The organism is Amycolatopsis sp. NPDC047767, assembly GCF_040704195.1.
Classification (GTDB): Bacteria; Actinomycetota; Actinomycetes; order Mycobacteriales; family Pseudonocardiaceae; genus Amycolatopsis.
In genome coordinates this window covers 294,523-319,767 of the sequence record NZ_JBEYSJ010000001.1, presented here as the reverse complement: position 1 = coordinate 319,767, position 25,245 = coordinate 294,523, and the positions used below count along the sequence as shown (strand labels likewise).

22 protein-coding genes are annotated in these 25,245 nt (G+C 71.0%); 11 read left to right on the top strand and 11 right to left on the bottom strand.

The window, feature by feature from the left end:
- From AB0878_RS01560 to AB0878_RS01545, 4 genes are all read right to left on the bottom strand, one after another.
- Positions 1–1,104 (bottom strand): MAB_1171c family putative transporter, encoded by a 1,104-nt coding sequence (locus AB0878_RS01560; protein ID WP_366575487.1) that lies wholly within the window; start codon positions 1,102–1,104, stop codon positions 1–3.
- A complete protein-coding gene (locus tag AB0878_RS01555; protein ID WP_366575486.1) occupies positions 1,101–1,625 on the bottom strand; it encodes a hypothetical protein in 525 nt (174 codons plus the stop codon). Before AB0878_RS01555 ends, AB0878_RS01560 begins: the two co-directional genes overlap by 4 nt.
- Positions 1,622–2,026 (bottom strand): helix-turn-helix transcriptional regulator, encoded by a 405-nt coding sequence (locus AB0878_RS01550; protein ID WP_366575484.1) that lies wholly within the window; start codon positions 2,024–2,026, stop codon positions 1,622–1,624. The genes AB0878_RS01555 and AB0878_RS01550 overlap by 4 nt, the downstream gene beginning before the upstream one ends.
- A 312-nt stretch (positions 2,027–2,338) precedes the next feature.
- Positions 2,339–2,791: an NAD(P)H-dependent oxidoreductase gene (locus tag AB0878_RS01545; protein ID WP_366575482.1), complete on the bottom strand. Its 453-nt coding sequence runs from the start codon at positions 2,789–2,791 to the stop codon at positions 2,339–2,341.
- Between the two features lie 85 nt (positions 2,792–2,876).
- Here AB0878_RS01545 and AB0878_RS01540 point away from each other — a divergent pair, with 85 nt between their 5' ends.
- Positions 2,877–3,200, top strand: a complete 324-nt coding sequence (locus tag AB0878_RS01540; protein ID WP_366575481.1) for a hypothetical protein — start codon at positions 2,877–2,879, stop codon at positions 3,198–3,200.
- Here AB0878_RS01540 and AB0878_RS01535 read toward each other — a convergent pair.
- On the bottom strand, positions 3,160–4,791 hold the full coding sequence (locus AB0878_RS01535; protein WP_366575479.1) for a phospho-sugar mutase: 1,632 nt from the start codon (positions 4,789–4,791) through the stop codon (positions 3,160–3,162). The genes AB0878_RS01540 and AB0878_RS01535 overlap by 41 nt on opposite strands.
- Positions 4,792–4,795: 4 nt before the next feature.
- Positions 4,796–5,092, bottom strand: a complete 297-nt coding sequence (locus tag AB0878_RS01530) for a hypothetical protein (protein ID WP_366575477.1) — start codon at positions 5,090–5,092, stop codon at positions 4,796–4,798.
- A gap of 429 nt (positions 5,093–5,521) precedes the next feature.
- Between AB0878_RS01530 and AB0878_RS01525 the strand changes: the two genes are divergently transcribed.
- Entirely contained in the window at positions 5,522–6,652 is a 1,131-nt protein-coding gene (locus tag AB0878_RS01525) for an ISAs1 family transposase (RefSeq protein WP_366575947.1), read from the top strand.
- Between the two features lie 747 nt (positions 6,653–7,399).
- On the top strand, positions 7,400–8,545 hold the full coding sequence (locus AB0878_RS01520) for a glycosyltransferase (RefSeq protein WP_366575475.1): 1,146 nt from the start codon (positions 7,400–7,402) through the stop codon (positions 8,543–8,545).
- A gap of 37 nt (positions 8,546–8,582) precedes the next feature.
- Here AB0878_RS01520 and AB0878_RS01515 read toward each other — a convergent pair whose 3' ends face one another.
- The 3 genes from AB0878_RS01515 to AB0878_RS01505 are packed head-to-tail and all read right to left on the bottom strand — an operon-like array spanning position 8,583 to position 10,787.
- A complete protein-coding gene (locus AB0878_RS01515; protein WP_366575473.1) occupies positions 8,583–9,368 on the bottom strand; it encodes a purine-nucleoside phosphorylase in 786 nt (261 codons plus the stop codon).
- Positions 9,365–9,790 (bottom strand): ABA4-like family protein, encoded by a 426-nt coding sequence (locus AB0878_RS01510; RefSeq protein WP_366575472.1) that lies wholly within the window; start codon positions 9,788–9,790, stop codon positions 9,365–9,367. Before AB0878_RS01510 ends, AB0878_RS01515 begins: the two co-directional genes overlap by 4 nt.
- Positions 9,791–9,827: 37 nt before the next feature.
- Entirely contained in the window at positions 9,828–10,787 is a 960-nt protein-coding gene (locus AB0878_RS01505) for a hypothetical protein (protein ID WP_366575470.1), read from the bottom strand.
- Positions 10,788–10,902: 115 nt separating this feature from the next.
- Between AB0878_RS01505 and AB0878_RS01500 the strand changes: the two genes are divergently transcribed.
- A complete protein-coding gene (locus AB0878_RS01500; RefSeq protein WP_366575945.1) occupies positions 10,903–11,529 on the top strand; it encodes a MerR family transcriptional regulator in 627 nt (208 codons plus the stop codon).
- A 17-nt stretch (positions 11,530–11,546) separates the two neighbouring features.
- On the opposite strand, the gene AB0878_RS01495 is transcribed toward AB0878_RS01500, so the two are convergent.
- Positions 11,547–13,250 carry a serine/threonine-protein kinase gene (locus AB0878_RS01495; RefSeq protein ID WP_366575943.1) on the bottom strand — a complete coding sequence of 568 codons (1,704 nt, stop codon included), beginning with the start codon at positions 13,248–13,250 and terminating at the stop codon, positions 11,547–11,549.
- Positions 13,251–13,459: 209 nt separating this feature from the next.
- On the opposite strand from AB0878_RS01495, the gene AB0878_RS01490 reads away from it, so the two are divergent.
- The 5 genes from AB0878_RS01490 (at position 13,460) to AB0878_RS01470 (ending at position 21,387) form a co-directional block, all read left to right on the top strand.
- Positions 13,460–15,325, top strand: a complete 1,866-nt coding sequence (locus AB0878_RS01490; RefSeq protein WP_366575468.1) for a methylmalonyl-CoA mutase subunit beta — start codon at positions 13,460–13,462, stop codon at positions 15,323–15,325.
- Positions 15,322–17,490 carry a methylmalonyl-CoA mutase gene (gene scpA, locus AB0878_RS01485; protein ID WP_366575466.1) on the top strand — a complete coding sequence of 723 codons (2,169 nt, stop codon included), beginning with the start codon at positions 15,322–15,324 and terminating at the stop codon, positions 17,488–17,490. Before AB0878_RS01490 ends, scpA begins: the two co-directional genes overlap by 4 nt.
- A gap of 3 nt (positions 17,491–17,493) precedes the next feature.
- Positions 17,494–18,489: a methylmalonyl Co-A mutase-associated GTPase MeaB gene (gene meaB, locus AB0878_RS01480; protein WP_366575465.1), complete on the top strand. Its 996-nt coding sequence runs from the start codon at positions 17,494–17,496 to the stop codon at positions 18,487–18,489.
- 1,088 nt (positions 18,490–19,577) lie between these two features.
- Positions 19,578–19,892 carry a hypothetical protein gene (locus AB0878_RS01475; protein WP_366575463.1) on the top strand — a complete coding sequence of 105 codons (315 nt, stop codon included), beginning with the start codon at positions 19,578–19,580 and terminating at the stop codon, positions 19,890–19,892.
- A gap of 193 nt (positions 19,893–20,085) precedes the next feature.
- Entirely contained in the window at positions 20,086–21,387 is a 1,302-nt protein-coding gene (locus AB0878_RS01470; RefSeq protein ID WP_366575461.1) for an amidohydrolase, read from the top strand.
- A gap of 1,186 nt (positions 21,388–22,573) precedes the next feature.
- Here the strand turns inward: AB0878_RS01470 and AB0878_RS01465 are convergent.
- Positions 22,574–23,026: a gamma-glutamylcyclotransferase gene (locus tag AB0878_RS01465; protein ID WP_285970451.1), complete on the bottom strand. Its 453-nt coding sequence runs from the start codon at positions 23,024–23,026 to the stop codon at positions 22,574–22,576.
- 130 nt (positions 23,027–23,156) lie between these two features.
- Between AB0878_RS01465 and AB0878_RS01460 the strand changes: the two genes are divergently transcribed.
- On the top strand, positions 23,157–24,560 hold the full coding sequence (locus AB0878_RS01460) for an NAD(P)H-quinone dehydrogenase (RefSeq protein WP_366575459.1): 1,404 nt from the start codon (positions 23,157–23,159) through the stop codon (positions 24,558–24,560).
- Positions 24,561–24,701: 141 nt separating this feature from the next.
- Positions 24,702–25,139, top strand: a complete 438-nt coding sequence (locus AB0878_RS01455; RefSeq protein ID WP_366575458.1) for a hypothetical protein — start codon at positions 24,702–24,704, stop codon at positions 25,137–25,139.
- Positions 25,140–25,245 lie beyond the last annotated feature (106 nt).

Genomic DNA, 25,245 nt, shown 5'->3' with positions numbered 1-25,245 from the left:
TCAGCTTTCCTTTCCCACCAAAGAAGTCGACAGCGACAGCAACGGCCGCACGTCCGATTCCAGGTCCGCGCCACCGCCCGGCAGCACGAGCTTGGCCCGCCCGTCGCTCACCTCACCCGACGCCTGCCGGGCCAGCGCGGCGCGCAGTGCCGCGGCCGCGGCGGACGGATCGTCGGCCGCGAGCGAGGCCAGGTCCGTCTCCAGGTACGGGCTCAGCTGCACCAGCCCGTCGCGGATCTCGATCACGCGCCGGTAGTAGCGGCGGTGCACGGCGAACCGGTCGCGCAGTCCGCTGCCCGGCGGCGTCCGCAGCACGATGCTCGGGTACGCGGCCACGAGCAACGTCCACAGTGGAGCGAGCCGGTGGTGGTCGGCCCGGTGCCGGCGCCGCCGGACGACGGCCGCCACGCGGGCGCGCACGCCGGGGTAGGTGATGCCGGCCAGGAACAGCACGCTGCCGAGGATCACCAGCGGCACCCCGAGCCACAGCAACGCCGGCACGGTCACGTCGAACACCCACGCCAGCACCAGGTACAGGGCCCGGAACACGCTGCCGGCCGCCGCGGCGACGAGGCTCGCCGCGCCGATGCGCAGGCCTGTGCGCAGGTGCGGGTCGGCCACGCGCTGGTAGCGCCCGATCCACACCGCGCACGCCGTGATCGCGTAGATCAGGTACGCGCCACCACCGAAGTAGAACAACGCGATCCCGGGCTCGTGCACGGTGTCCGGCCCGAGCGCGGCGCCCCGCAGCGGCACCGGCGTGATCGCCAGCGCCACCGTCATCACGGCGATCGCGGCGGCCAGCGGCACGAGCTCCAGCGCGACGCGGCGGGCCTGGCGCGGGCCGAGCGCGGAGCCGAGGAAGAAGATCAGCAGCGAGCAGACGCCGCACGAGAGCAGCACGTTGTTCGCCAGTCGCGCGCCACCGGGCGCGGTCAGGCCGTCGAACCACGTGGTGACCCCACGTTGCTGGGCGAGGAACGCCAGGGCGAACGCGGCGATCGTGACCGTGACGGCCCAGTTCGGCAGCCGCGGCGAGCGCACCAGCTGGTAGACGCGCCAGGCGAGCGCAGCGGAGAAGAGGACGAAAAGCGCGGCGGTCACAGCCAGCCCTGGTGGTCGCCCAACGTGCCTTGGATGCGCCGCAGGTCGTGGTCGGCCGCAGCGCGCGGGATCGTGTAGTTCAGCACCGACGCCCACTCGAGGATGATCGTGGCCACGGTCTCGGCCTCCCACTCGTGGGCCTCGTCGTAGGAGGTGCGACGCAACGCGCGGCGCACGGCGTCGCCGTCGAGGCTTTCCACGGCCGGGCCCCGCAGGAAGTCGGCCGGCTCCGCGTCGCCGCCCGGCTCGTGGTCGGCGAGCAGGTGGCCGAGCTCGTGCAGGATGATGTGGTCCTGGTGGGCTTTCGTGGTTTCCTGCTGGAAGAAGATGTAGTCGGCGGTGGCGGTCGCGATCCAGCAGCCGAACGGGCCGGGCACCTCGAGCGGGTAGGCCATGAGCCGGATCGGGCGGCCGCGGCGCTCGCCGAGGCGTGCGCAGAGCTGCCCGACGTCGAGCGGCGGGCTGATACCGAGGTCCTTCAGCAGCCGCCGGCAGCGTTTGCGGAGTTCGCGTTCCTTCACGGTCCGCTGTGGCCTTCCCGTTCGGCGCGCTCGTAGCGCTCGACGAGGTCGAGCAGGTCCATCACCTGCCGCCGGCCCTGCGGAGACAGCTCTTGCGCCCGCATGGCCATCAGCTTGGCCTCGAGGGTCGGGGCGTCTCCGGAAGCGCGCTCGTCCTCGTCGTCGAAGAAGTACGTGACCGGCACCCCGAACAGCTTCGCCAGCGCCTCGACGTAGTGGATCTTCGGGTTGATCCGCTTGCCCGTCGCCAGCTGCTGCAGGTATGCCGGGGACATCGCGGGCCCGCCCGCACGCTCGATCGCCGCCGACATCTCCCGGTAGCTGTGCGGTGCGCGGCCGTCCGCCCGGGACGAGTCGATGAGCGTGCTCAGCTTCTCCGCGAAGGTGCGTTGGCGTGGCATCACCGCCCCCTTCTCCCTTGTCCGGATAGTAGCGCCGAGTCCACTGTACGCACCTGTTGACACCACCTGTATGCAGTGGTTTACAGTGGCCGTGTCCCGCTTCGGACACGTCCGCACTCTGGGGGTGTTCGGAACCCGGAGCGGGATCTTGTCCTGCGCCTGGCTCGCCGTGATCAGCCATTTGTAGTACGCTTGCGTGGTCAAGGTTGATCGCCTCGTAGCGAACCCTTGATCTGGCCTGTTGCCGGAGGTCGACCCCCAGGGCTTCCGGTGACAGGCCCCTTTAATTTCCGGGTTGTCTCTCCGGGCCGGTCAGTCCATGAGCGTCGCGGCCACCGTCGCACCCAGCTCCTGCAACGCTTCTAGCGCCGCCTTGTCGGGTTCGCCCGTGAGCAGCACGGGGTCCGCGACCTGCGTCCAGCCCAGCCCCGTGGTGATCGACGCGAGCTGGCGCGCGGTGCCGGCCGTGTCGTTGTTGCCGTGCACGTACGCGCCGAACGGCCGGCCGCGCGTCGAGTCGAGGCACGGGTAATAAACGGTGTCGAAGAAGTGTTTCAGGGCACCGCTCATGCTGCCGAGGTTCGCGGGAGTGCCGAGCAGGTAACCGTCGGCGGCCAGCACGTCGGCGGCGGTCGCGCCGAGCGCGGGGCGGCGGACGACGTCGACGCCTTCGATGTCCGGGTGCTTCGCGCCGGCGAGCACGGCTTCGAACATCGCCTGCATCGACGGCGATGGGGTGTGGTGCACGAGTAACAGCGTGGCCATGACCGCAGCCTGCCACTTGTGCCCGTGTCCACGCGCGGGCAGGCTGGGTCCGGTGATGGGGGAGAGACTGCGGCCCCTTCTTTCCGTGGCCGCACTCGTACTGCTCGGCATAGCCGGGCTGGTCTGCACGATCGCACTGGTCTTCTCCGCGTTCGCCGACGCGATCTTCTCGCCCGGCGACTGGACCGGCGAGGTGGACCGGCTGTGGCCGTGGATGGTGCCCGCGGTGGTCGGCCTGATCTTCGCCGTCGTCTTGCGGCGGCGGGAGTTCATCGTGGCGTTCGTGGTGCTGCTGCTGGTCGACGTCGTCGGCCTGCTCGGACCGAGCCTGCTCGGCCGCGACGTCGAACCCGGGATCCCGGTCCCGCTCAGCTCAGCAGCGTGTTTATGTCCGCCCGCACCGCGCTGAGCCGCGCGGAAGCGGTTTCGCGCGCCGCCGCGAGGTCACCGATCACCGGCGTGACCACCTGCAGGTAGGCCTTCAGCTTCGGCTCGGTGCCCGACGGGCGGATCACCACGCGCAGGCCTTCGCCGCGCAGCCGCAGCACGTCGGCGTCGGGCAGGAGGTCTTCCTGCGTGACAGGTGTGCCGCCGAGTGTCACCGGCGGCTCGGCGCGCAGGCCCGCCATCAGCCGGCCGCGCACGGCGAGGTCGGTGACGCGCAAGGAAACCTGGTCCGTCAGGTGCACACCGTGGCGGGTGGCGATGTCGTCGAGCACGTCGAGCGGCGTCCGGCCCGCGGCCTTGAGCTCAGCGGCGAACCCGGCGGCGAACACCGACGCGGCGATGCCGTCCTTGTCCCGCACGAAGCCCGGGTTCACGCAGAGGCCGAGCGCCTCCTCGTAGGCGAAGATCAGTCCCTCGCCCGCGCGGACCAGCCACTTGAAGCCGGTGAGCGTCTCCGCATAACGCGCGCCCGCGGCCTTCGCCAGCTCGCCGAGCAGCGAGGAGGACACGATGGTGGTGGCCACGAGCGGGTCGGGACTGTCCGTTGTGGACAGCAGGTGCGAGCCGAGCAGCACGCCTGTCTCGTCGCCGCGCAGCATGCGCCACTCGCCGTCGCGGCCGCGAACGCCCAGGGCGCAGCGGTCTGCGTCCGGGTCGAGCGCCACGGCGAGGTCGGCGTCCACTTCGGACGCGAGCGCCAGCAGCAGGTCGGTGGCGCCGGGTTCCTCGGGGTTGGGGAACGAGACGGTGGGGAAGTCGGCGTCGGGCCGCGACTGCTCGGCGACGAAGTGCACGTCGGTGAACCCGGCCTGGGTGAGCGCCGTTTCCAGCGTCGCCGCGCCGACGCCGTGCAGCGCGGTGGCGGCGATCCGCAGCTCGCGCTCCGGGCTCTGCGGCAGGTTGGCGACTTCGCCGAGGTACGCGGCGCGCGGGTCGACGACCTCGGCGCCGGGCGCGCGCGGCACGTCGACCGCCGCGGGCGTGGCCTGGATGGCCTGCTCGATCTCGCCGTCGGACGGCGGCACGATCTGGCCGCCGGTGCTGTCGTAGAGCTTGTACCCGTTGTCCGCGGGCGGGTTGTGCGACGCGGTGATCTGGATCCCGGCGATCGCGTCGTAGTGCTTCACCGAGTACGCGAGCAGGGGCGTCGGCAACGGCAGCGGCATCGTCTTCACGGCGAAGCCCGCCGCGACGAGCACCTCGGCGGCCGCTTGCGCAAACGCTTCCGACCCGTGCCGCGCGTCGCGCCCGACCACGACCACGCCACCCGCGAGGCCCTTGTCTGCGAGCCACCGCGCCACACCCGCGGTGGTCCGCGTGACGACGGCGACGTTCATCCCGTTCGGCCCCGCCCGCACCGGCCCGCGCAGCCCGGCCGTGCCGAACTCCAGGGGTCCCGCCATCCGGTCGGCGACGTCGCCGGCCGCGGTGGCGTCACCCGCGAGCGCGCGGTCGAGCACTTGCCGCAGCTCCTCGCGCGTCGACGGGTCGGGGTCTTCGGCGATCCACCGGTGGGCGGCGTCGCGCAGCTCGGGGGTAATCGTGTTCTGCACCGGGTCACTCTACGGGTTTGGACCGCCGAACCCCGGCCACGACGACGGTGAGCAGGGCGTCGGCCCGCTCGGCGTCGTCCTCGGTGGCCTGGGAGATCGCGTTGACGAGCAAGAGCAGGTCGTCGATGTCGGTGGCTTCGTTCGCCTCGCCCGCCTGCTGCGCTCGCGACAGGAGGCGGTGGCCGGCGTCGAGGATTTTCGCGTGGTGCTCGCGGCCTTCCTCGGCACCGAGCAGCTCCGCGACGACCTCGACGGCGGTCGCGAGCAGCCGCTCGTAATTGCGGCGGGCGTTGGCGCGCATCGGGGCTGCCTACCTGGCTGAGGTGGGGTGGATCTGGATGGATCTCGGGTGGCCTCCTGGCCGGACTGGCCTTGAATGGGTCGGCGCCCCGTTCGAGTGGTGTGAAGCTTCATGGCGAGGCCTTGTCGCGGTTGTCCACAGGCGACGCGCTCGCGGCGAGGTTGTCCACAGATTCGGCTCGGGACGTTTTTCGAGGTCAGGGGCCGATAGACTGGGACGGGGACGCCCCCCAGGGAGGGCCAGGGTTCCGGCAAAGTCTTGTGGCCTGGTTGCAGGGCGGGCACGACTCTCGTTGATCATGTGATTGTCGAAGTCCCATGATCGTGTGAGAGAGCCGTGCCCGCTGCGTCATCGTGCCTGATCCCTGTCGTGCGTGATCGTCTGGCCCCGGTCATTGCCGCCGATACCGACCCGGGCTGGGCTGGTGACCTGCGCAGACATTTCGCCGATGTGCCTGATCCACGAGATCGACGAGGTGTGCGGCATTCCCTCGGGTCAATCCTGGCGCTCGCCGCCGCGGCCGTGGTGGCGGGAGCGCAGTCGTTCACCGCGATCGGCGAATGGGCCGCCGACGCCCCGCAACCGGTGCTGGCCACACTGGGCGCCCGATTCGATCACCGCCGAGACCGGTTTGTGGCGCCCGATGAAGCCACCGTGCGCCGCGTGGTCGGCCGGGTCGACGGCGACATTCTCGACGACGCGATCAGCAGCTGGCTCGCCGAGCGCGACACCGATAACACCGACCCGGGCGAGACCGCGCCGGTGGCAGTGGCGGTCGACGGCAAATCCTTGCGCGGCACGTTCACCCGTGCCGGCGGCGCCGGAGTACACCTGCTGTGCGCGATCACCCACGACACAGCCATGGTCCTCGGTCAACGCCAGGTTCCGGTCGGGAGCAGCGAAATCACCTGGTTCCAACCCCTGCTGGACCAGATCGAGCTAACGGGACGGGTCGTCACCGCCGACGCCCTGCACACCACCGCCGACCACGCCCGCTACCTGCATCACCGCGGCGCGGACTACGTGTTCACCGTCAAACAAAACCAGCACCGCCTCTACGGCCTGCTCGACACCCTGCCCTGGCACCAGATCCCCACCCACATCGCCGATGGCCGCGGGCACGGCCGCAGCGAACGCCGCACCGTCCAACTCGCACCCCTGGGCCCATTCAACGACTACCCCACCATCGACTTCCCCCACGCCACCCACGCGTTCCTCATCGAGCGCTACACCACCCACCACACCAGCCGGAAACGCTCCGCCCACGCCGCACTCGGCATCACCAGCCTCACCGGCCCCTGGGCTCACCCCGCCCACATCGGACACTACGTCCGCGGCCACTGGCACATCGAAAACAAACTCCACTGGGTCCGCGACGTCACCTACAACGAAGGCACATCCCGCGCCCGCACCGGCACCGCACCCCGCGTCATGGCCAGCCTCCGCAACCTCGCCACCAGCGCCCTCCGCCAAGCCGGACACACCAACATCGCCCAAGCACTCCGCCACACCGCCCGCGACGCCACCCGAGCCCTCACCCTGCTCGGAATCCCCACCTAACCAACACAAAGACTTTGCCGGAACCCTGCCAGGGAGGGCGGGGGCTTTGTCTCGGCGGGGTCGGCCGGCCCGTCGGAATCTGCCGGGTTTCGGGACCGGTTCGGCCTCGCGAACGCCGCCAGGATCTGCTCCGCTGTCTTGGTTGACGTCGGGGTGGGGATCGCCAGGATGGTGGGGCTGCCGGTGGGTCGGCGGGTGCGGGAGTGCCACGAGGTGCTGATTCCGTTGCTGAGTGGGGAAAGCGTCGCGTTTTCCGGCGAGTTGCTCACGGCGTTCGGGTCCGTGGTGGTGCCGTGTGCGCGGCCGCCGTCCGTGGGCGTGGCGGCCTTGGGCCCGCGATGCTGCGGGTCGCCGGCGAGCTGGCCGACGGCACGGTGACGTGGCCGGCCGGGCCGCGGACGTTGGGGGAGTACGTCGTGCCGTCGATCCGGGGTGGCAAGCGGGTGATCGCCGGGCGTCACCGCCGAGGAAACCGGTCCGGTAACGGATTTCGGCGAACTTCGCGCTGGCCGCTTCGTCGCCGGAGTACGCCGCGGTCTTCGAGCGCGAAGGCGTGGCCGGGGCGGGTGACGTGGCAGTGGTGGGAGACGAGGACTCCGTCGCCACTCAGCTGGGGCGGCTGCGTGACGCCGGAGTGACCGAATTCGTCTTTTCGCCCCGAGGATCCGTTACGGAGCAACGAAGAACTGCCGAGGTTCTGTCGGAAACTGCCTCGAGGTGGCGGGAAAAGCCGTTACTCTCGGGAAAGTGCGATTGATCTTCACCTCCCTCGCGTCCTATGGCCACCTCTACCCGCTGCTCCCGCTCGCCGTCGCCGCCCGGAAGGCCGGGCACGACGTCGTGTTCGCGACGGCGGCCGACTTCCACCCGACGGTGGAGAAGGCCGGGCTGGAGCCCGTCGACGTCGGGCTGACGATCCAGGACGCCTTCATGGCGCAGTACGACGGCGACCTGAGCAAGCGCAACGAGGTGGCGCCCGCCGAACTCGAGGCGACCATCGCCCGCGTGTTCAGCCGGGTGCTGCCCGATCGTTTCATCGCGGATCTCGACGCGGTGTTCGAGAAGCAGCGACCCGACCTGCTGGTCTACGAGATCGGCAACCCCGGCGGCGCGTTCGCGGCGATGAAGGCCGGGATCCCGGCGATGGGCCACGGCTTCGGCCGGGTCGCGACCGGCGGGATCGCGGACGGGATCCGCACGGCGATCCAGGAACACGCCGTCGAGCTCGGGATCGCCGGCGACGAGCAGTTCTCCTGGGGCAACCCGTTCGTGGACATCTGCCCGCCGTCGGTGCAGTCGCCGGAGTTCCTGGCGGGCGCGCGGCGGCTGCCGTTGCGTCCGGTGGGCTGGAGCGAGCCGGGTGACCTGCCCGCGGGCGTCGTGGATCACGAGCGGCCGCTCGTCTATCTGACGCTGGGCACCACGCCGATGAGCCAGGCCCACATCCTGACCTCGGCGATCAGCGGGCTAGCGGCGCTGGACGTCGACGTGCTGGTGGCGACCGGGCCGTCGGTCGACGTCGCTGCGCTCGGTGAGGTGCCGGCGAACGTGCGGCTCGAGGCGTGGGTGCCGCAGTCGGAGCTGTTGCCGCACGTCGACCTCGTGGTGCACCACGGCGGCAGCGGTACGACGATGGGTGCCTTCACCGCGGGGGTGCCGCAGCTCGTGCTGCCGCAGGGGGCGGACCAGTTCAGCAACGCCGAGGCCGTGACCGCGGCCGGCGTGGGTGACCAGCTGGTGGGCGACGCCGTGACGACGGAAGCCGTGCGGGAGAAGGCCCGGCGGCTGCTGGCGGACTCGGCCGTGGCCGACGCCGTGCGGGCGCTGGCGGCCGAAGTCGCGGCGATGCCGTCGCCGGACGAGGTTGCCGCGCAGCTGCCCGACTACGTCTGATGTGAAGGGCGCCTCGATTCCTCGAGGCGCCCTTGTGTCACGCGCGGGCGATGAGTTCCTTGAGCAGCGAACCCATGCGCGTGGCCGCCTGGCGGCCGGCTTCGAGGACCTCTTCGTGGTTGAGCGGCTCACCCGTCATGCCGGCGGCGAGGTTGGTGACGAGCGACAGCCCGAACACCTCGACCCCGGCGGCGCGGGCCGCGATGGCCTCCAGGACCGTCGACATGCCGACGAGGTCCGCGCCCATCGTGCGCAGCATGCGGATCTCGGCGGGCGTCTCGAAGTGGGGGCCGGTGAGGCCGGCGTAGACGCCTTCCTCCAGCGAACCGTCGATCTCCTTGGCGAGGCCGCGCAGGCGGGCGGAGTAGAGGTCGGTGAGGTCCACGAAATTCGCGCCGACGATCGGCGAGCGGGCCGTGAGGTTGAGGTGGTCGGAGATCAGCACCGGCTGCCCGACGCTGAAGCCCTCGCGCAGGCCGCCGGCCGCGTTGGTGAGCAGCACGGTGCGCGCGCCGGCCGCGGCCGCGGTGCGCACGTTGTGCACCACCGGGTCGATGCCCTTGCCCTCGTAGAAATGCGTGCGGCCGAGCAGCACCAGCGCGCGCTTGTCGCCGATCTTCAGCGACCGGACGGTCCCGCCGTGCCCCACGGCGCCGGGAGTGGTGAAACCGGGCAGCTCTCCGAACGGGATCTCCGCCTCGGCCGTCCCGATCACGTCCGCGGCCGGGCGCCAGCCCGAGCCCAGCACCACGGCGATGTCGTGCTTCTCGACGCCGGTCCGCTCGGCGATGGCGGCCGCGGCCGCTTCCTCGTGGTTGGTCATGGCGCCGAGCGTATCCGGGCACTGCGCAGCGCCAGGAACACCACCAGCCCGAACGGCGACAGGAAGATCGTCAGCACCAGCACTGGGCTGACCTGCCACCACGGCATCTTCAGCCGGCGCCCCTCGAAGAACATCCACCGCCCGAGGAACAAGTCGAACGCGATCAGCTGCGCCCAGACCAGAGCCGCCCCCGCCGGCGACCCCGCAAACGCTTGCAACAGGGAAAGGTCCGGCCGGCTCACCGCCTGCCACAGCTCCCCGAAGTGCGGGACCGCGATGGCGAAGTAACACACCAACGGCAACAACGGCACCCACGGCGACGCCATGACCCGCCGCGTCCACCGCCAGCCGGGGGCGAAGATCATGAGCAGCCAGAAGGGCGTGGCGAGGGGGAAGGTCCAGGTGAACAACTGCTGGGTCATCGCGGGACCTCCCGACGAGGTGGGTGGCTGAGCGCGGTCATCGCACGAGCTCGCGGGTCGGGCGGTGCACCGAGGCGAAGCCGGCCAGTGCCACGGCGGCGAGCAGGGCGCCGAAGGCCGCGAGGGTCGGGGTGGTCGGGTGGATCAAGGACTCGCCGCGCAGGGCTTGCCAGGTGACGAGGGCGACGAGGCCCGCGTAGCCGAGGCTCGCGACCCACACCAGCCGGACGCGGACCGCGCTGTCGCGAAGGCGCGGTACTCGCGACGCGAGCAGGCCCAGGCCCAGCGCGACCAGCGGAAGTAGCTGCAAGGCGTGCATCCCCGTGAAGTGCGGGATCCGCAGGTCACCGCCGGTGGTGCTCCAGCCGAGGATCGGCAGGCCGGGGCCGCCGTCGGCGACGCCGACGCTGTGGGCGCCGATCAACGCCGACGTACCGGTGGCGTTGAGCGACGCCTGCTGGGCGGCCGTGGGGCCCGTCATGAGGGCGCCGAGGCCGATGCCGATGAGCGAGATGACCGCGCCGGTGCGCACGGCCCAGTGGGTGGCGCGGTCTTCGAGGCGCGTGAACATCAGCAGGATCGTGAGCACGAGCGTCGCGACCCAGAGGACGGCGATCATGCCGCCCATGATCTGGAACAGCGTGTTGTCCAGGGGCGTCGCGTTGTTGAAGTGGCTGGGCCGGCCGCGCGCGGCCTGGAACACCATCACCACGTACTCGGCGGTGAACACCGCGATGGCCACGTTCGTGGCGACGTGCGCGGTCCGGCGGAAGCGGGGCAGCAGCGACACGAGCCAGCCCCAGGTGAAGAAGTACAGCGCACCCGAAATGGCGAACTTCAGCAGCTTCGCCCACACGGGCGCGCCCAGCACCGTGCGCTGGTCCACCACCATCGCGATGACGCAGGCCAGCGCCGTGACGACGAGCGCCGCCGCGAAGAGCGTGGACGGTCGGTGCCAGGTGTTCGTTCGGCTCGGAAGCCTCGAAAGCAAGGTCATGGCGTCCCTCCCAGGATGGATAGTCACAGTATCCATTATGGGAAGCTAGACTATCCAAGCTGAGAAGTCCTCAGGGTTTTCCCCCGAGTTCCAGGGAGTTGATGCGGCCGTGCGGATGGCCGAACTGAGCGCCGAGTCCGGCATGCCGGTCGCGACGATCAAGTACTACCTGCGCGAAGGCCTGCTCCACCCGGGCGAGCGCACCAGCCCCAACCAGGCGCGTTACGGCGACGAGCACGTGCAGCGCCTCAAGCTCATCCGCGCGTTGCTCGACGTCGGCGGCCTGTCGGTGGCCACCGTCGGCGGCGTGCTCGCGGCGATCGACGCGGGCGAGCCCACCAACGAGGTCCTCGGCGTCACCCAGCGCGCCCTCGTCGGCGGCGCGACCGACGTCGACGAGGAGGCCCGCGCGTGGGCGCTGGACGTCCTGGAAAAGGTGACCGCCGCCCACGGCTGGAAGTTCGCACCCGAGCACCCCGCGGCGCCCGGGCTGATCACCACGCTGTGCACGATCCGCGCGCTCGGTCACCCCGCGCTGCTCGACCGCATCGAGGACTACGCCAAGCTCGCCGACCGCATCGCCGAGGTCGACCTCGACACGCTCGCCGCGCAGCCGTCGCTGGACCGGATCGTGGAGGCGGCCGTGGTCGGCACGGTGCTGGGCGACCGGCTGTTCGCGGGCCTGCGCCGCCTCGCGCAGGCGGCCGAATCCGGCCGGCGTTATCCCAACGGACTGGGCTGAACCCCTACCGCTGAGCCCTACTGCTCGGCCGGGAACGACAGCGTCGGCTCGATCTTGTCCCACGTGGTGACGCCGTCGGGCTCGATCTCCGACGGCACCGTGAGCGATACGGCCCACAGCGCGTCACCCGAGGACTTCAGCACCGCGAAGGTCGTGCGGGTGACCGAGGAGTCGGCGCCGCTCTGCCCGGAGCGGCCGCGCTCCGCGGTGCGGTAGACCATCTCGGTTCCCGTCGCTGTCTTGGCTTCCTTGACGAGGGCGAACGCGCCGGCGTCGGTCCCGGCCCGCACGCTCGCCTCGTAGTCCGAGACATCGTGCTTCTTGAAAAAGTTCGGGAAGCGCTCGATGCGCAGCGACTCGCGCCCGTCCGGCGAGACGTACTGCACGACCGTGGACGAGCCGACGATGTTCGACGTCCGTGCGGCGATGAAGCGCAGCCAGCCTTCCGGCACCGAGACGACGTACGCGGTGTCGCGCGAGACGTTGGCCGTTTCGCTCGCGTTGCCGCGCTGCTCCACCAGCTTCACGTCCTGCGGCGGCGCGGTCGTGCTCGGCGCCCCGGCGGAGGCCGCGCTGCCGGCCGGCGGGATCAGCGACTGCCCGCTGATCAACCGGGCCAGCGCGAATCCGCCGACACCGGCGATGAGGAACAGCACCACCACCGCCACCGCCAGCAACGCCGACGCCCGCGGACTGCGGCGCGGCGAGACAGAAGCAACCGGAGCCGCGACAGCAGGTGCCGGGCCCTGACGCAGGAACGGCAACGGGCCCGGGTCCGCCGCCAGCGCGCCACTGGCCTCCGACTTCTTGTCGGTCGGTGCCACCGTCTCCAGCACCTGCGTGTCGGTCGCGTCGAGCTGCGCCGAGGTCTTCTTCCCGTCCGGCGTGCGGAACAACTCCGGGCCGAACAGGTCCAGCGCTGTCTTGCCCTGCAACGGGTACAGGCGGTGGCGCACCTCGCGCAGCGAGATCCGCTTCTCCGGCTCCTTTTTCATCAACGCGGCGATCACGTCGGCCAGCGGGCCCGGCTTCGGCTTGGGCACCGAGCCGTTCACGACCTTGCCGACTGTCTCCAGTGGATCGCCGTCCGCGTCGTACGGCGGCGCACCCTCGACCGCGGCGAACAGCGTCGCGCCCAGGCCCCACAGGTCGGCCGCCGGCGTGACCGCGCCCCCCGACGCGACCTCCGGCGCGATGTACGCGGGCGAGCCGAGCATGATCCCGGTGCGCGTCATCGTGGCTTCGGAAACGTTGCGCGCGATGCCGAAGTCGGTGAGCTTGATCCGCCCGTCGCCGGCCACGAGGACGTTGCCCGGCTTCACGTCGCGGTGCGTGATGCCCGCGTCGTGCGCCGCTTCGAGCGCGGCGGCGACGGCGATGCCGACGGCGGCCGCCTGCTCCACGCTCAACGGCCCGTGGTCGCGCAGGATGTGCGCGAGGCTGCGCGAAGGCAGCAGCTCCATGACCACGAACGGTTCGTTGTTGTCGCGCGCGACGTCGTGAAGGATGATCACGTTCGGGTGGGACAGCACCGCGATCGCGCGCGCCTCGCGCAGCGTCCGCTCCCGCAGCTCGTCCGCCTGCGACGCCGGCACGCCCGGCGGCAGCTTCATCTCCTTGACGGCCACCGGCCGGTGGAGGAACTCGTCGTAGGCCGACCACACCGTGCCCATCGACCCCGAACCGAGCACGGATCGCAGCCGGTAGCGCCCGGCGACCACACGGGACTGCGGCTCGGCGGCACCCGACTCTGCTGGGGTCGGCTCTTCCTTCGAGGAGGACACCCCCTGATTGTGTCGTAAGGCACCGACACTCTTCGACCCAGTGTGCAAGACCTGCCCACCCGTGTTCCGCGGATACCCCTGAACACTCTGGTGGGGCGACTAGAGTCACAGGTGCCGGCACTGGCGTGCCTCTACCATCACTGGGTATGACGAACGTGGCTGGGCCGGAGTCGGTGCCGATCTCCGAACCCGAGCTCGCGCTGGCGGCCGAGTTTCCGGCCGCCGACCGGGCCCGGTGGCAGGAACTCGTGGCGGGAGTGCTGCGCAAGAGCGGCCGCCTGCCGGAGGACTTCGCGGGGGCGCCGGAGAGCAAACTCGTCACCCACACGTACGACGGCATCGACATCCAGCCGCTGTACACGCGCGAAGACGCCGTCGGTGAGCCCGGCTACCCGGGGCTGCCGCCGTTCGTCCGCGGCACGCGGCCCGAAGGCGTGATCGGCACCGGGTGGGACGTGCGAGTGCGCCACCTGCGCGCCGACGCGAAGGCCACCAACACCGCGATCCTCGCCGACCTCGAAGGCGGCGCCACGTCCGTGTGGCTGCGCGTCGGCGGCGAAGCGCTCCCGCTCGACGCGCTGGCCGACGCGCTCAACGAGGTCTACCTCGACCTCGCGCCCGTGGTCCTCGACGCCGGCGCCGAGTACGCCGCCGCGGCCGAAGCGCTGCTGGACGTGTTGGCCGAGCGCGAAATTCCGCCCAGTGAGGCGATCGCGGTGCTCGGCGCGGACCCGATCGGCGTCGGCGCGCGCACGGGTGAAGCGCTGCCCGTCGCCCCGGCCGCCGAGCTGGCCGCGCGCGTCGCGGCGAAGTACCCGAAGGTGCGCACGCTCGTGGCCGACGGCCTGCCGTTCCACGAGGCCGGCGGTTCCGACGCGCAGGAGCTGGGCGCGACGATCGCCGTCGGCGTCGCCTACCTGCGGGCGCTGACCGAAGCCGGTCTGGACGTCTCCGCCGCGGCCGCGCAGCTGGAGTTCCGCCTGGCCGCCACGGCCGACCAGTTCCTCACCATCGCCAAGTTCCGCGCCGCGCGCCGGCTGTGGGACCGTGTGCTCGAAGTTTCGGGTGCGCCCGCCGGTGCGCGTGGTATGCACCAGCACGCCGTGACCTCGCCCGCGATGCTGACGCAGCGCGACCCGTGGGTGAACATGCTGCGCACCACCGTCGCGTGCTTCGCCGCGGGCGTCGGCGGTGCGGACGCCGTGACCGTGCTGCCGTTCGACTCGGCGATCGGCCTGCCCGACGCGTTCTCCGCGCGCATCGCCCGCAACACCAACGCGGTGCTGCTGGAGGAGTCGAAGCTGGGCAGCGTGATCGACCCGGCCGGTGGTTCCTGGTACGTAGAGCAGCTCACCGACGAGCTGGCCAAGGCCGCGTGGGCCGAGTTCACCGCGATCGAAGGCGCGGGCGGCGTCGAGGCCGAGCTGGCCTCGGGAGCGCTGGCCGGGCGGCTGGCCACGACGTGGGAGAAGCGCGCGAAGCGGCTGGCCACGCGCCGCGACCCGATCACCGGCGTGAGCGAGTTCCCGAACCTGGGCGAGAAACCCGTGACCAGGGAAGCGGCCGGCTCCACTGTGGACGGTGGGCTGCCGCGGCACCGCTACGCCGAAGCGTTCGAGCGGCTGCGCGACGCGTCGGACGCGTACCTGGCCGCGCACGGGGAACGGCCGAAGGTCTTCCTCGCCACGCTCGGCCCCGTCGCCGCGCACACCACGCGTGCCGGGTTCGCCGCGAACCTGTTCCAGGCCGGCGGCCTCGAGGCCGTGAACCCGGGCGCCACCGACGATCTGCCCGCCGCGTTCCGGGAAAGCGGGGCGCGCATCGCGTGCCTCTGCGGCACCGACGCCGCGTACGAAGAGCAGGCGGCCGACGTCGCCGCGTCGCTCGGCGCCGATACGGTGTTGCTCGCGGGCAAGGCGAGCTACCCGGGCGTGAGCGGCAACGTCTTCGCCGGCTGCGACGCGCTCGAAGTCCTGACCGGCATCCACGCCAAGCTGGGAGTGTCCGCATGAGCATCCCGAACTTCGCCGACGTCCCGCTCGGCACACCCGAGCCGGGGGACCGCGCCGCGTGGGCGCAGGCCGTGCAGGACGCCACCGGCAAGGGCCCCGACGCGCTGGCCTGGGAGACGCCCGAGGGCATCGGCGTGAAGCCGGTGTACACGGCCGAGGATCTGTCCGATGTGGACTTCCTGGGCACGTACCCCGGCATCGCGCCGTTCCTGCGCGGGCCGTACCCCACGATGTACGTGAACCAGCCGTGGACGATCCGGCAGTACGCCGGGTTCTCCACCGCGCAGGAGTCCAACGCGTTCTACCGTCGCAACCTCGCGGCCGGGCAGAAGGGCCTGTCGGTCGCCTTCGACCTGGCCACCCACCGTGGCTACGACTCCGACCACCCGCGCGTGTCCGGCGACGTCGGCATGGCGGGCGTGGCGATCGACTCGATCTACGACATGCGCCAGCTCTTCGACGGCATTCCGCTGGACAAGATGTCGGTGTCCATGACGATGAACGGCGCCGTGCTGCCGGTGCTCGCGCTCTACGTGGTCGCGGCGGAGGAGCAGGGGGTGAAGCCGGAGCAGCTCGCGGGGACGATCCAGAACGACATCCTCAAGGAGTTCATGGTCCGCAACACCTACATCTACCCGCCGCAGCCCTCGATGCGGGTCATCTCCGACATCTTCGCGTTCACCTCGCAGAACATGCCGAAGTACAACTCGATCTCGATCTCCGGCTACCACATGCAGGAGGCCGGGGCGACCGCCGACCTGGAGCTGGCGTACACGCTGGCCGACGGCGTCGAGTACATCCGCGCCGGCGTCGACGCGGGGTTGGACGTGGACAAGTTCGCGCCGCGGCTGTCGTTCTTCTGGGCGATCGGCATGAACTTCTTCATGGAGGTCGCGAAGCTGCGGGCGGCGCGGCTGTTGTGGGCGAAGCTGGTGAAGCAGTTCGATCCTCGCTCGGAGAAGTCGCTTTCGCTGCGCACGCACTCGCAGACGTCGGGCTGGTCGCTGACCGCGCAGGACGTCTACAACAACGTCGCGCGCACCTGCGTCGAGGCGATGGCCGCGACCCAGGGCCACACGCAGTCGCTGCACACCAACGCCCTCGACGAGGCGCTTGCGCTGCCCACCGACTTCTCCGCGCGCATCGCCCGCAACACGCAGCTGCTGCTGCAGCAGGAGTCGGGCACCACGCGGGTGATCGACCCGTGGGGCGGCAGCGCGTTCGTGGAGAAGCTGACCTACGACCTCGCGCGCAAGGCGTGGGGCCACATCACGGAGGTCGAGAGCGCGGGCGGCATGGCGCGCGCGATCGACGAGGGCATCCCGAAGCTGCGCATCGAGGAGGCCGCCGCCCGCACGCAGGCGCGCATCGACTCCGGCCGCCAGCCCGTGATCGGCGTGAACAAGTACCAGGTCACCGACGACATCGACATCGACGTGCTGAAGGTCGACAACGCCGGCGTGCGCACGCAGCAGCTGGAGAAGTTGCGGCGGCTGCGAGCCGAGCGTGACTCCGCTGCCACGGAAGACGCGTTGCGGCGGCTGACCGAGGGCGCGCAGAACGGCGGGAACCTGCTGGCGCTGGCCATCGACGCGGCGCGGGCGAAGGCGACCGTCGGCGAGATCTCCGACGCGCTGGAGACGATCTGGGGCCGCCACTCCGGGCAGATCCGCACGATCTCCGGTGTGTACCGGGAAGAGGTGGGGAAGTCGGACAACGTCGAGAAGGCCCGTGCGCTGGTCGAGAAGTTCGCCGAGGACGAGGGGCGCCGGCCACGCATCCTGATCGCGAAGATGGGCCAGGACGGCCACGACCGCGGCCAGAAGGTGATTGCCACCGGCTTCGCCGACCTCGGCTTCGACGTCGACGTCGGCCCGCTGTTCTCCACGCCCGGCGAGGTCGCGCGGCAGGCTTCGGAGGCGGACGTGCACGTGATCGGCGTGTCCTCGCTGGCTGCCGGGCACCTGTCGCTGGTGCCGGCGCTGCGGCACGAGCTGGCGGAGCTGGGCCGGTCCGACATCATGGTCGTCGTGGGTGGCGTCATCCCGCCGCAGGACTACGACGAGTTGCGTGCCGCCGGTGCCGCCGCCATCTTCGGGCCCGGCACGGTCATCGCCGACGCGGCGATCGGCCTGCTGGAGCAGCTCGCGCACCAGGAGTCCTGAGCCTTGCCGCGCAGGATCGACGTCGCCGCCTACGCGAAGGGCGTGCTCGCGGGCGACCGCGGCACCCTGTCCAAGGCGATCACGCTGGTCGAGTCGCACCGGGCCGACCACCGGGCCCAGGCGCAGGAACTGCTCGTCGAGCTGCTGCCACACGCCGGCGGCGCCCAGCGAGTCGGTATCACGGGCGTCCCCGGCGTCGGCAAGTCGACTTTCATCGACCAGCTGGGCACCGACCTCACGGCGGCCGGCCACCGCGTCGCCGTGCTGGCCGTCGACCCGTCGTCCACCCGCACGGGGGGCTCGATCCTCGGTGACAAGACCCGGATGTCCCGCTTGGCCGTGGATCCCCGGGCCTTCATCCGGCCGTCGCCGACCTCGGGAACTCTGGGCGGGGTCGCGCGGGCGACTCGCGAGACGATCGTGCTGATGGAGGCCGCGGGCTTCGACGTGGTGCTGGTGGAGACCGTCGGCGTCGGCCAGTCCGAGGTCGCGGTGGCCAACATGGTCGACTCCTTCCTGTTCCTGACTCTGGCCCGCACGGGCGACCAGCTGCAGGGCATCAAGAAGGGCGTGCTCGAACTGGCGGACGTCATCGCCGTGAACAAGGCCGACGGCCCGCACGCGCGCGACGCCGCCCGCGCCGCCCGGGAGCTGTCCGGCGCCCTGCGGATGATCTACGGCAAGGACGCCCCGTGGACGCCGCCGGTGCTCACCTGCAGCGCCCTGGAGGGCTCGGGCCTCGACGAGGTCTGGGCGACCATCGGCCGGCACCGCTCGCTGATGCAGGAATCGGGCGAGCTCGCCGACCGCCGCCGCCAACAACAGGTCGACTGGACTTGGTCGATGGTCCGCGAGCAGTTGCTGGACCGCCTGACCTCGCACCCTTCGGTGCGCGCCCAGGTCGCCGACGTCGAACGCGCCGTCCGCGCCGGCGAACTCACGGCGACACTGGCGGCGGACCGGATCTTGACGGCGTTCGGGGAACCAACGGACGGCTGAGCTGGGTTTTGTGCCGGGGCGGCCTCCGCCGATGGATACAGCTCCCGCCTGGCGTTGCCGGTCGTTCTTCAGCGATCGCGCTGGTGGTATGCGGCGGCCCTGGTCTCGTCTGGCTGCGGTGCTCAGTTGATCGTGGAGACCGGCCGACTTGGCGCGGCCGCAATCGCCCGCTGTGCCTCCGCGGGTCGATCCCCGATTCCGAATCCCCGATGGTGATCCGCTCGGCCAAGCTCCGGGCGGGCACCACCGGCTTGGCAACCCGCGCAGCTGCTGCCGCCGCAACTTTTCGCCGTCCGAAGGCTCGCTAGTTGAACCTCACCGGCCCCGCCAGACAGCCCCCGCCCTCCCTTGGGGGTCGTCCCCATCCCAGTCTATCGGCCCCTGACCTCGGAAAACTGCCGAAACGAAATCTGTGGACAACTCCGCCCGCCGCGAGCGCCTTGTGGATGAATGCGGAGTAACAAGGCGACACTTCGTAGACGGTGGAGCCACCTTTGCCAACTCCGTAGATGGTTGTGAGGCCACCGCCCGCCAACCCTGCGGAGGGCGGAGCCAACACCGCCAACTTCACAGTCGATTGCGGAGTCCCCGCCCGCCAGCCCAACTGTCGACGGAGCCATCACCGCCTACTTCGCAGCCGATTGCGGAGCCATCGGCCGCCAACCCAGCTGACGGGGGAGCCGCCACCGCCAATGTCGTAGTCGTTTGCGCAGTCACCGCCCGGAAACTCAGCTGCCAGCGGAGCCGCGATCGCCAACTTCGCGGTCGATTGCGGAGCCACCACCCACCAACCCCGACGGACGGCTGACCCACCACCCACCAACCCCCGTTCGAGACACCGACGCAGTGAAACGCCCACCAGACCCACCCTCGGTGGACCAACGGCCCCGTTCGGCTGACGAACGGTCCCCCGAAGTGACTTTGGTCTGACCTCATGACCGCTCCACGCTCCGTGACGACCGGTTACCGTGCGGAGGTGCGGTCGGCGGGCGGTGGCGCGAGCTGAGCGGAGGGGCTCCACCGCGTGGCGGCTGACGTCGCGGGCGTTCGGCGGGCAGAATGCGACGCAGTGCCGTAGAAGGGATGTCATGGCGAAGGTGCGGGGACTGCTGCTGGTCGGCCTGCTGGGCGCGTTGTTCTACTGCGCGGCTCCGGCGGAGGCGGCCGTCGTCGTGGCGCCGGCTCAGGCTCACGTGCAGGTGCCGGCGCGGACGGCGGCACCTGCGGAAGCGCTGCTCCCGGCCCCGCAGCAGGCGGCGCCGGGCCCGGTGCTGGACCCGACGCAGACCGACAAGGCCAACGCGCAGAAGACGCGGAACAAGCTGATCGCGGGCGGGATCGCCGTCGTGCTGCTCGCGATCGTGTTCTTCGGGCGGCGGAAGCGCAAGAAGGGCAACGGCTGAACGGGCCCGTTCACCCAGACCGAATTTCGTCGGGCCGTTCAACGCAGATCCGGTACCGGCCGTCTCGGCTCCCCCGCCGCGGCGAGCGGCTTGCCACCTGCATGGTGCACGATCATCTGCAAATGCGTACGACAGATCGAACGGCACGGTGCGGGTCCCCAGGCACCACCCGTGTTGCGGGAGGAGGTGCGGCGTGACTGTGCTTGATTCACGTCCGGACGTTCCAGGTGATTCCGAGGGGCGCATGGCCAACCCGATCGAGGCGCCCACCGCGCTGATCACCGAAGCCGGCGTCAGCATGGCACCTGTGGAGGATCTCGGTGCGGGTCGCGGCCCGTTCTGGCTGGACGACTGGCTGCGGGCCAACGTCACCGACGTGCTCGCGTGGCGCCGCCACATTCATGCCCACCCGGAGCTGTCGCGGCACGAGTTCGCGACGACCGAGCTGGTCGTGTCGCTGCTGCGCGCCGTCGGTCTCAAGCCGTGGGTGCTGCCCGGCGGCACCGGCGTGGTGTGCGACATCGGCCAGGGCGAACGCTGCGTCGCGCTCCGGGCCGACATGGACGCGCTGCCGCTGACGGAGGACACGGGGCTGCCGTACGCCTCCACCACGGAGGGCGCGGCCCACATGTGCGGGCACGACGCCCACACCGCCATCCTGCTGGGCGCGGCCCGCGCGCTGGCCGGCGCGCCCGAGCTGCCCGGCCGTGTGCGCCTGATCTTCCAGGCCGCCGAGGAGGTCATGCCCGGCGGCGCGCTGGACATGATCGCGGCGGGTGCGCTCGAAGGCGTCGAACGGATCTACGGCCTGCACTGCGACCCGCGGTTGGAAGTCGGCAAGATCGGCACCCGCGTGGGCGCGCTGACCTCGGCCGCCGACCTGATCGAGCTGCGCCTGACCTCGCCCGGCGGCCACACGTCGCGGCCGCACCTCACCGCGGACCTCGTGTACGCGCTGGGCACGGTCATCACGTCGCTGCCGTCGGTGCTGTCCCGCCGCGTCGACCCGCGCTCGGGCACGGTGCTCGTGTGGGGCGCGGTGCACGCCGGCCAGGCCGCCAACGCGGTCCCGCAGGACGGCGTGCTGCGCGGCACCCTGCGCACGGCCGACCACGAGGTGTGGACGGCGCTCGAACCGCTCGTCGCGTCGTCCGTGGAGTCGCTGCTCGCGCCCACCGGCGTCGGCTTCTCGCTCGACTACCGCCGCGGCGTGCCCCCGGTCGTCTCCGACCCGGAGTCCACGGCGCTGCTGCGCGCGGGCGTCGAAGCCGCCCTCGGCGAACAGGGCCTGGCCGGCACGGAGCAGTCCTCCGGCGGCGAGGACTTCGGCTGGTACCTCGAGCACGTCCAGGGTGCCTTCGCCCGCCTCGGCGTGTGGCCCGGCCCACCCGCGCCCCAAGCCGACATCCACCGCCCCACCTTCACCCTCGACGAGCGGGCGCTGATGGTCGGTGTCCGCACACTGGTTCACACGGCGCTGGCCGCCCTGGCCTGAGGTTCGGGCCGCGGTTGGCCCCGGCCATGAGGTCGGCCCGCCCCGTCAGGGCGGGCCGACGGGGTCGCGGGAAGGGCGAGCGCAGCGCTGCGGTTGACGTCCGCACGCTGGTCCACGAGGTGCCGGCCGCTTTGGCCCGAGGTTCGGGCCGGCGCTGGCCTCTGGCCGAGAGGTCAGCTTGCCCCGTCGGGGCGGGTCGGCGGGCGCTGCGGTTGACGTCCGCATGCTCGACCACGAGGTGCCGGCCGCTCTTGCCTGAGGCTCGGGCCGCCGATGGCCCCCGGCCGCGACGGCGGCCTGTCCCGTCGGGCCGGGTCGGTGGGTCGTGGGAGGGGCGAGCGGGGCGGCGGCTGATGTTCGGACGCTGGACCACGAGGCGCTGGCCGCTTTGTCCTGAGGTTCGGGCTGTGGTTGGCCCGGCCGCGACGGCGGCCTGTCCCGTCGGGCCGGGTCGGTGGGTCGCGGGAGGGGTGAGCGGGCGCTGAGGTTGCCGTTCGCACACTGGTGCACACGGCGCTGGCCGCCCTGGCCTGAGGTTCGGGCCACGGTTGGCTCGGCCGATAAGGCCGACAGGCGAGGTGCTGCGGCGAGCGGGTCGCTGAGGTTGACGTGCGAACGCTTGTCCACACGGATCTGGCCTGAGGTTCGGGCGCCGGCTGCGGTTGGCGCGGCCACGAGATCGGCGGGCTCGGGCGTGTCCGCGGCCGAGGAGCGAAGCGTCCCCGGCGAGCGGGCGCCGACGGTCGGTGTCCGAACGCCGGGCCACCCACCGCAGGCCGCGCTGGCCTGAGTTATCCACAGGCTCACCCGGTTGAGTTATCCACAGCTCGGCCGAGTTGTGGATAACTCAAGCGGGTGGTTTTTGCGTCTACGCAAAGCCCTGTGGACACCTATTTCACCCGGTCTCGTGAACCCTCAGCACGCCGCCACCCGGCCTATTCACCGCGGGTGATCGCCAGCCGCCGCAGCACTTCCGCGAAAGTGGTTGAAACGAGCGTTTTTACTTACCCCCCAACGGATCCACGCCACCTATAAGCACGTTCGACAACACACGCGACGGCCGCAAAACAAAGCGTCGCAAGCAGAAAACGTGAAGGGGTGTCAGACCTTTACCGGCTGATGGTGAACACCGTTCATGATGCCCAGGTCAGCGCGTGAATCGGCCGAGTTGTCCACAGGGCTGTGGTCAGCCGGTGATCCCGGAGCACGGCCGGGTGCGCAGGTCATCCACATAGTCCGCGGGGGCTCCGGCGGCCTCGGCGGCGTCGGCGAGCACGCCCAGGTAGCGGGCGGACGGTAGGCCGCCCTCGTAGGCGTCGAGCACGTACAGCCAGGCGAGCACCGAGCCGTCCATGGTCTGGACGCGGAGGCGGATCTTGTTGTGCATGCCGAGCTCGCCGCCTTCCCAGCGGTCGAGGCCGGCCTCGTCGAGGGAGGTCACGTCGTAGAGCACCACGAAGACGCGGGAGGCCGGGTCCTCGACGATGGTGGCCAGCGCGCCTTCCCAGCCGAGGTCCTCGCCCCCGAAGGTCAGCCGCCAGCCCTCCAGCCAGCCGGTGCCGGCCATCGGTGCGTGCGGGGCGCGCTCCAGCATCTGGGCGGGCTCCATGTTCGATCCGTAAGCGGCATACAACGGCACGGGCGACAGCCTAGCGACCCGCCCCGCGCACAAGCGGATGCACATGCCGTGTCCGGCCACTTCGCTGGTCGCGGACCCCTCCGCGTAACGTTGGGACCACCGGCCACACGCGTATCGAGGAGGACCTCAGGTGACCAGGATCGTGATCATGGGCGGGGGCCCGGCGGGTTACGAAGCCGCCTTGGTCGCCGCCCAGCACGGCGCCGACGTGACGATCGTCGAGCGTGACGGCCTGGGCGGCGCTTGTGTCCTCTACGACTGCGTTCCGTCGAAGACGTTCATCGCGTCCTCCGGCGCGCTGGCGAAGATGCACGACCTCGGTGAGCTGGGCATCAACACCGACCTGGCCGACACGAGCGTCGACCTGCCGACCGTCCACGGCCGGGTGAAGGGCCTCGCGCTCGCGCAGTCGGCCGACATCCGCGCCCGCGTGCAGCGCGAGGGCGTGCGGGTGGTCAACGGCACCGCCCGCTTCTGCGACGAGGAGCCGGGCCTGGCGACGCACAAGGTCGCCGTGACCCACGCCGACGGCACCACGGAGGCCCTGCAGGCCGACGTCGTCCTCATCTCCACCGGCGCCACCCCGCGCGTGCTGCCCGGTGCGGTGCCCGACGGCGAGCGCATCCTCGACTGGCGCCAGCTCTACGACCTCACCGAGCTGCCCGAGCACCTCGCCGTGATCGGTTCGGGTGTCACCGGCGCCGAGTTCGCGTCGGCCTACACCGAGATGGGCGTGAAGGTCACCGTGGTGTCCAGCCGCGACCGCGTGCTGCCCCACGAAGACGCCGACGCCGCCGCGGTGCTCGAAGAAGTCTTCTCGCAGCGCGGCACCACCGTCGCGAAGCACGCGCGCGCCGAGCGCGTGGAGCGCACGGAGAAGGGCGTGGAGGTCCACCTGGCCGACGGCCGCGTGATCGAGGCCAGCCACGCGCTGATGACCGTCGGGTCCATTCCGAACACCGCCGACATCGGCCTCGACCGCGTGGGCATCGAGCCCGGCCCCGGCGGCTTCATCACCGTCGACCGCGTTTCGCGCACCAGCGTTCCCGGCATCTACGCCGCCGGCGACTGCACCGGCGTGCTGATGCTCGCGTCGGTCGCGAGCATGCAGGGCCGCATCGCGATGTGGCACGCGCTGGGCGAGGGCGTCGCGCCGATCAAGCTGAAGACCGTGGCCGCCAACGTGTTCACGCACCCGGAGATCGCGACGGTCGGCATCAGCCAGCACGCCATCGACTCCGGCGAGGTGCCCGCGCGCACGATCATGCTGCCGCTGGCCACCAACGCGCGCGCCAAGATGGAAGGTCTGCGCCGCGGTTTCGTGAAGCTCTTCTGCCGCCCCGCCACGGGTGTGGTGGTCGGCGGTGTGGTCGTGGCGCCGTCGGCGAGCGAGCTGATCCTGCCGATCGCGCTGGCCGTGCAGAACCAGCTGACGGTGGACCACCTGGCCCTGACGTTCTCGGTGTACCCGTCGCTGTCGGGTTCGATCACCGAAGCCGGGCGCCAGCTGATGCGCCACGACGATCTCGACTGATCTCGACTGATCCGGTACGAAGGTTTTTCCGTTCCCGCGCAACCCCACGTGGCTCGCCGCGTCTTGTGCGGTGACAGGCTGATGTGACGACGCACGACAAGGGGTCAGCGGGTGCGCAAGAGGGCGGTTTTCGTTGCGGCGATGGCGATCGGGACGATCGCCATCGCCGGCCAGGCAGTGGCGGCGACCGGAAGGCCCGCGCTCGCCGCGGCGCCCGCACCGGCCGTGACCGTGCAGCTGAACCAGGACACGGCGGCCCTGCACGGGCTGGTGAACCACTTCCAGCGCGGCGAGTCCAACGTCGCCCTCGCCGACTGCCCCGGTGCCAAGGCCGGCTCGACCACGTTCAGCTCACCAGTGCTGAAGTTCGCGAACTACGACTTCGGTCCCTTCATCGGCGTCAACGCGACCGTCTCGGCCGACGCCGACCTCGTGTCCGGCACCGCCGCCGGCGACTACCCGCTCACGGTGGCGTGCGGCGGAAAGACCTACAGCGCCACGTTCACCGTGCCGGCCGCCCAGGTGGCGACAGTTCCGGAAGGTGCCGCGAAGGCGGGCGACGGAAGCCTCGCCGAATAACGCAGCCAGACCCACGAAAAAGCCGCCGGGAACCATTTCCGGCGGCTTTTTCGTGTGCTTCGAACCCAGTTCCCGATGTGCCCGAATCGTTACCCTGATTGACAAC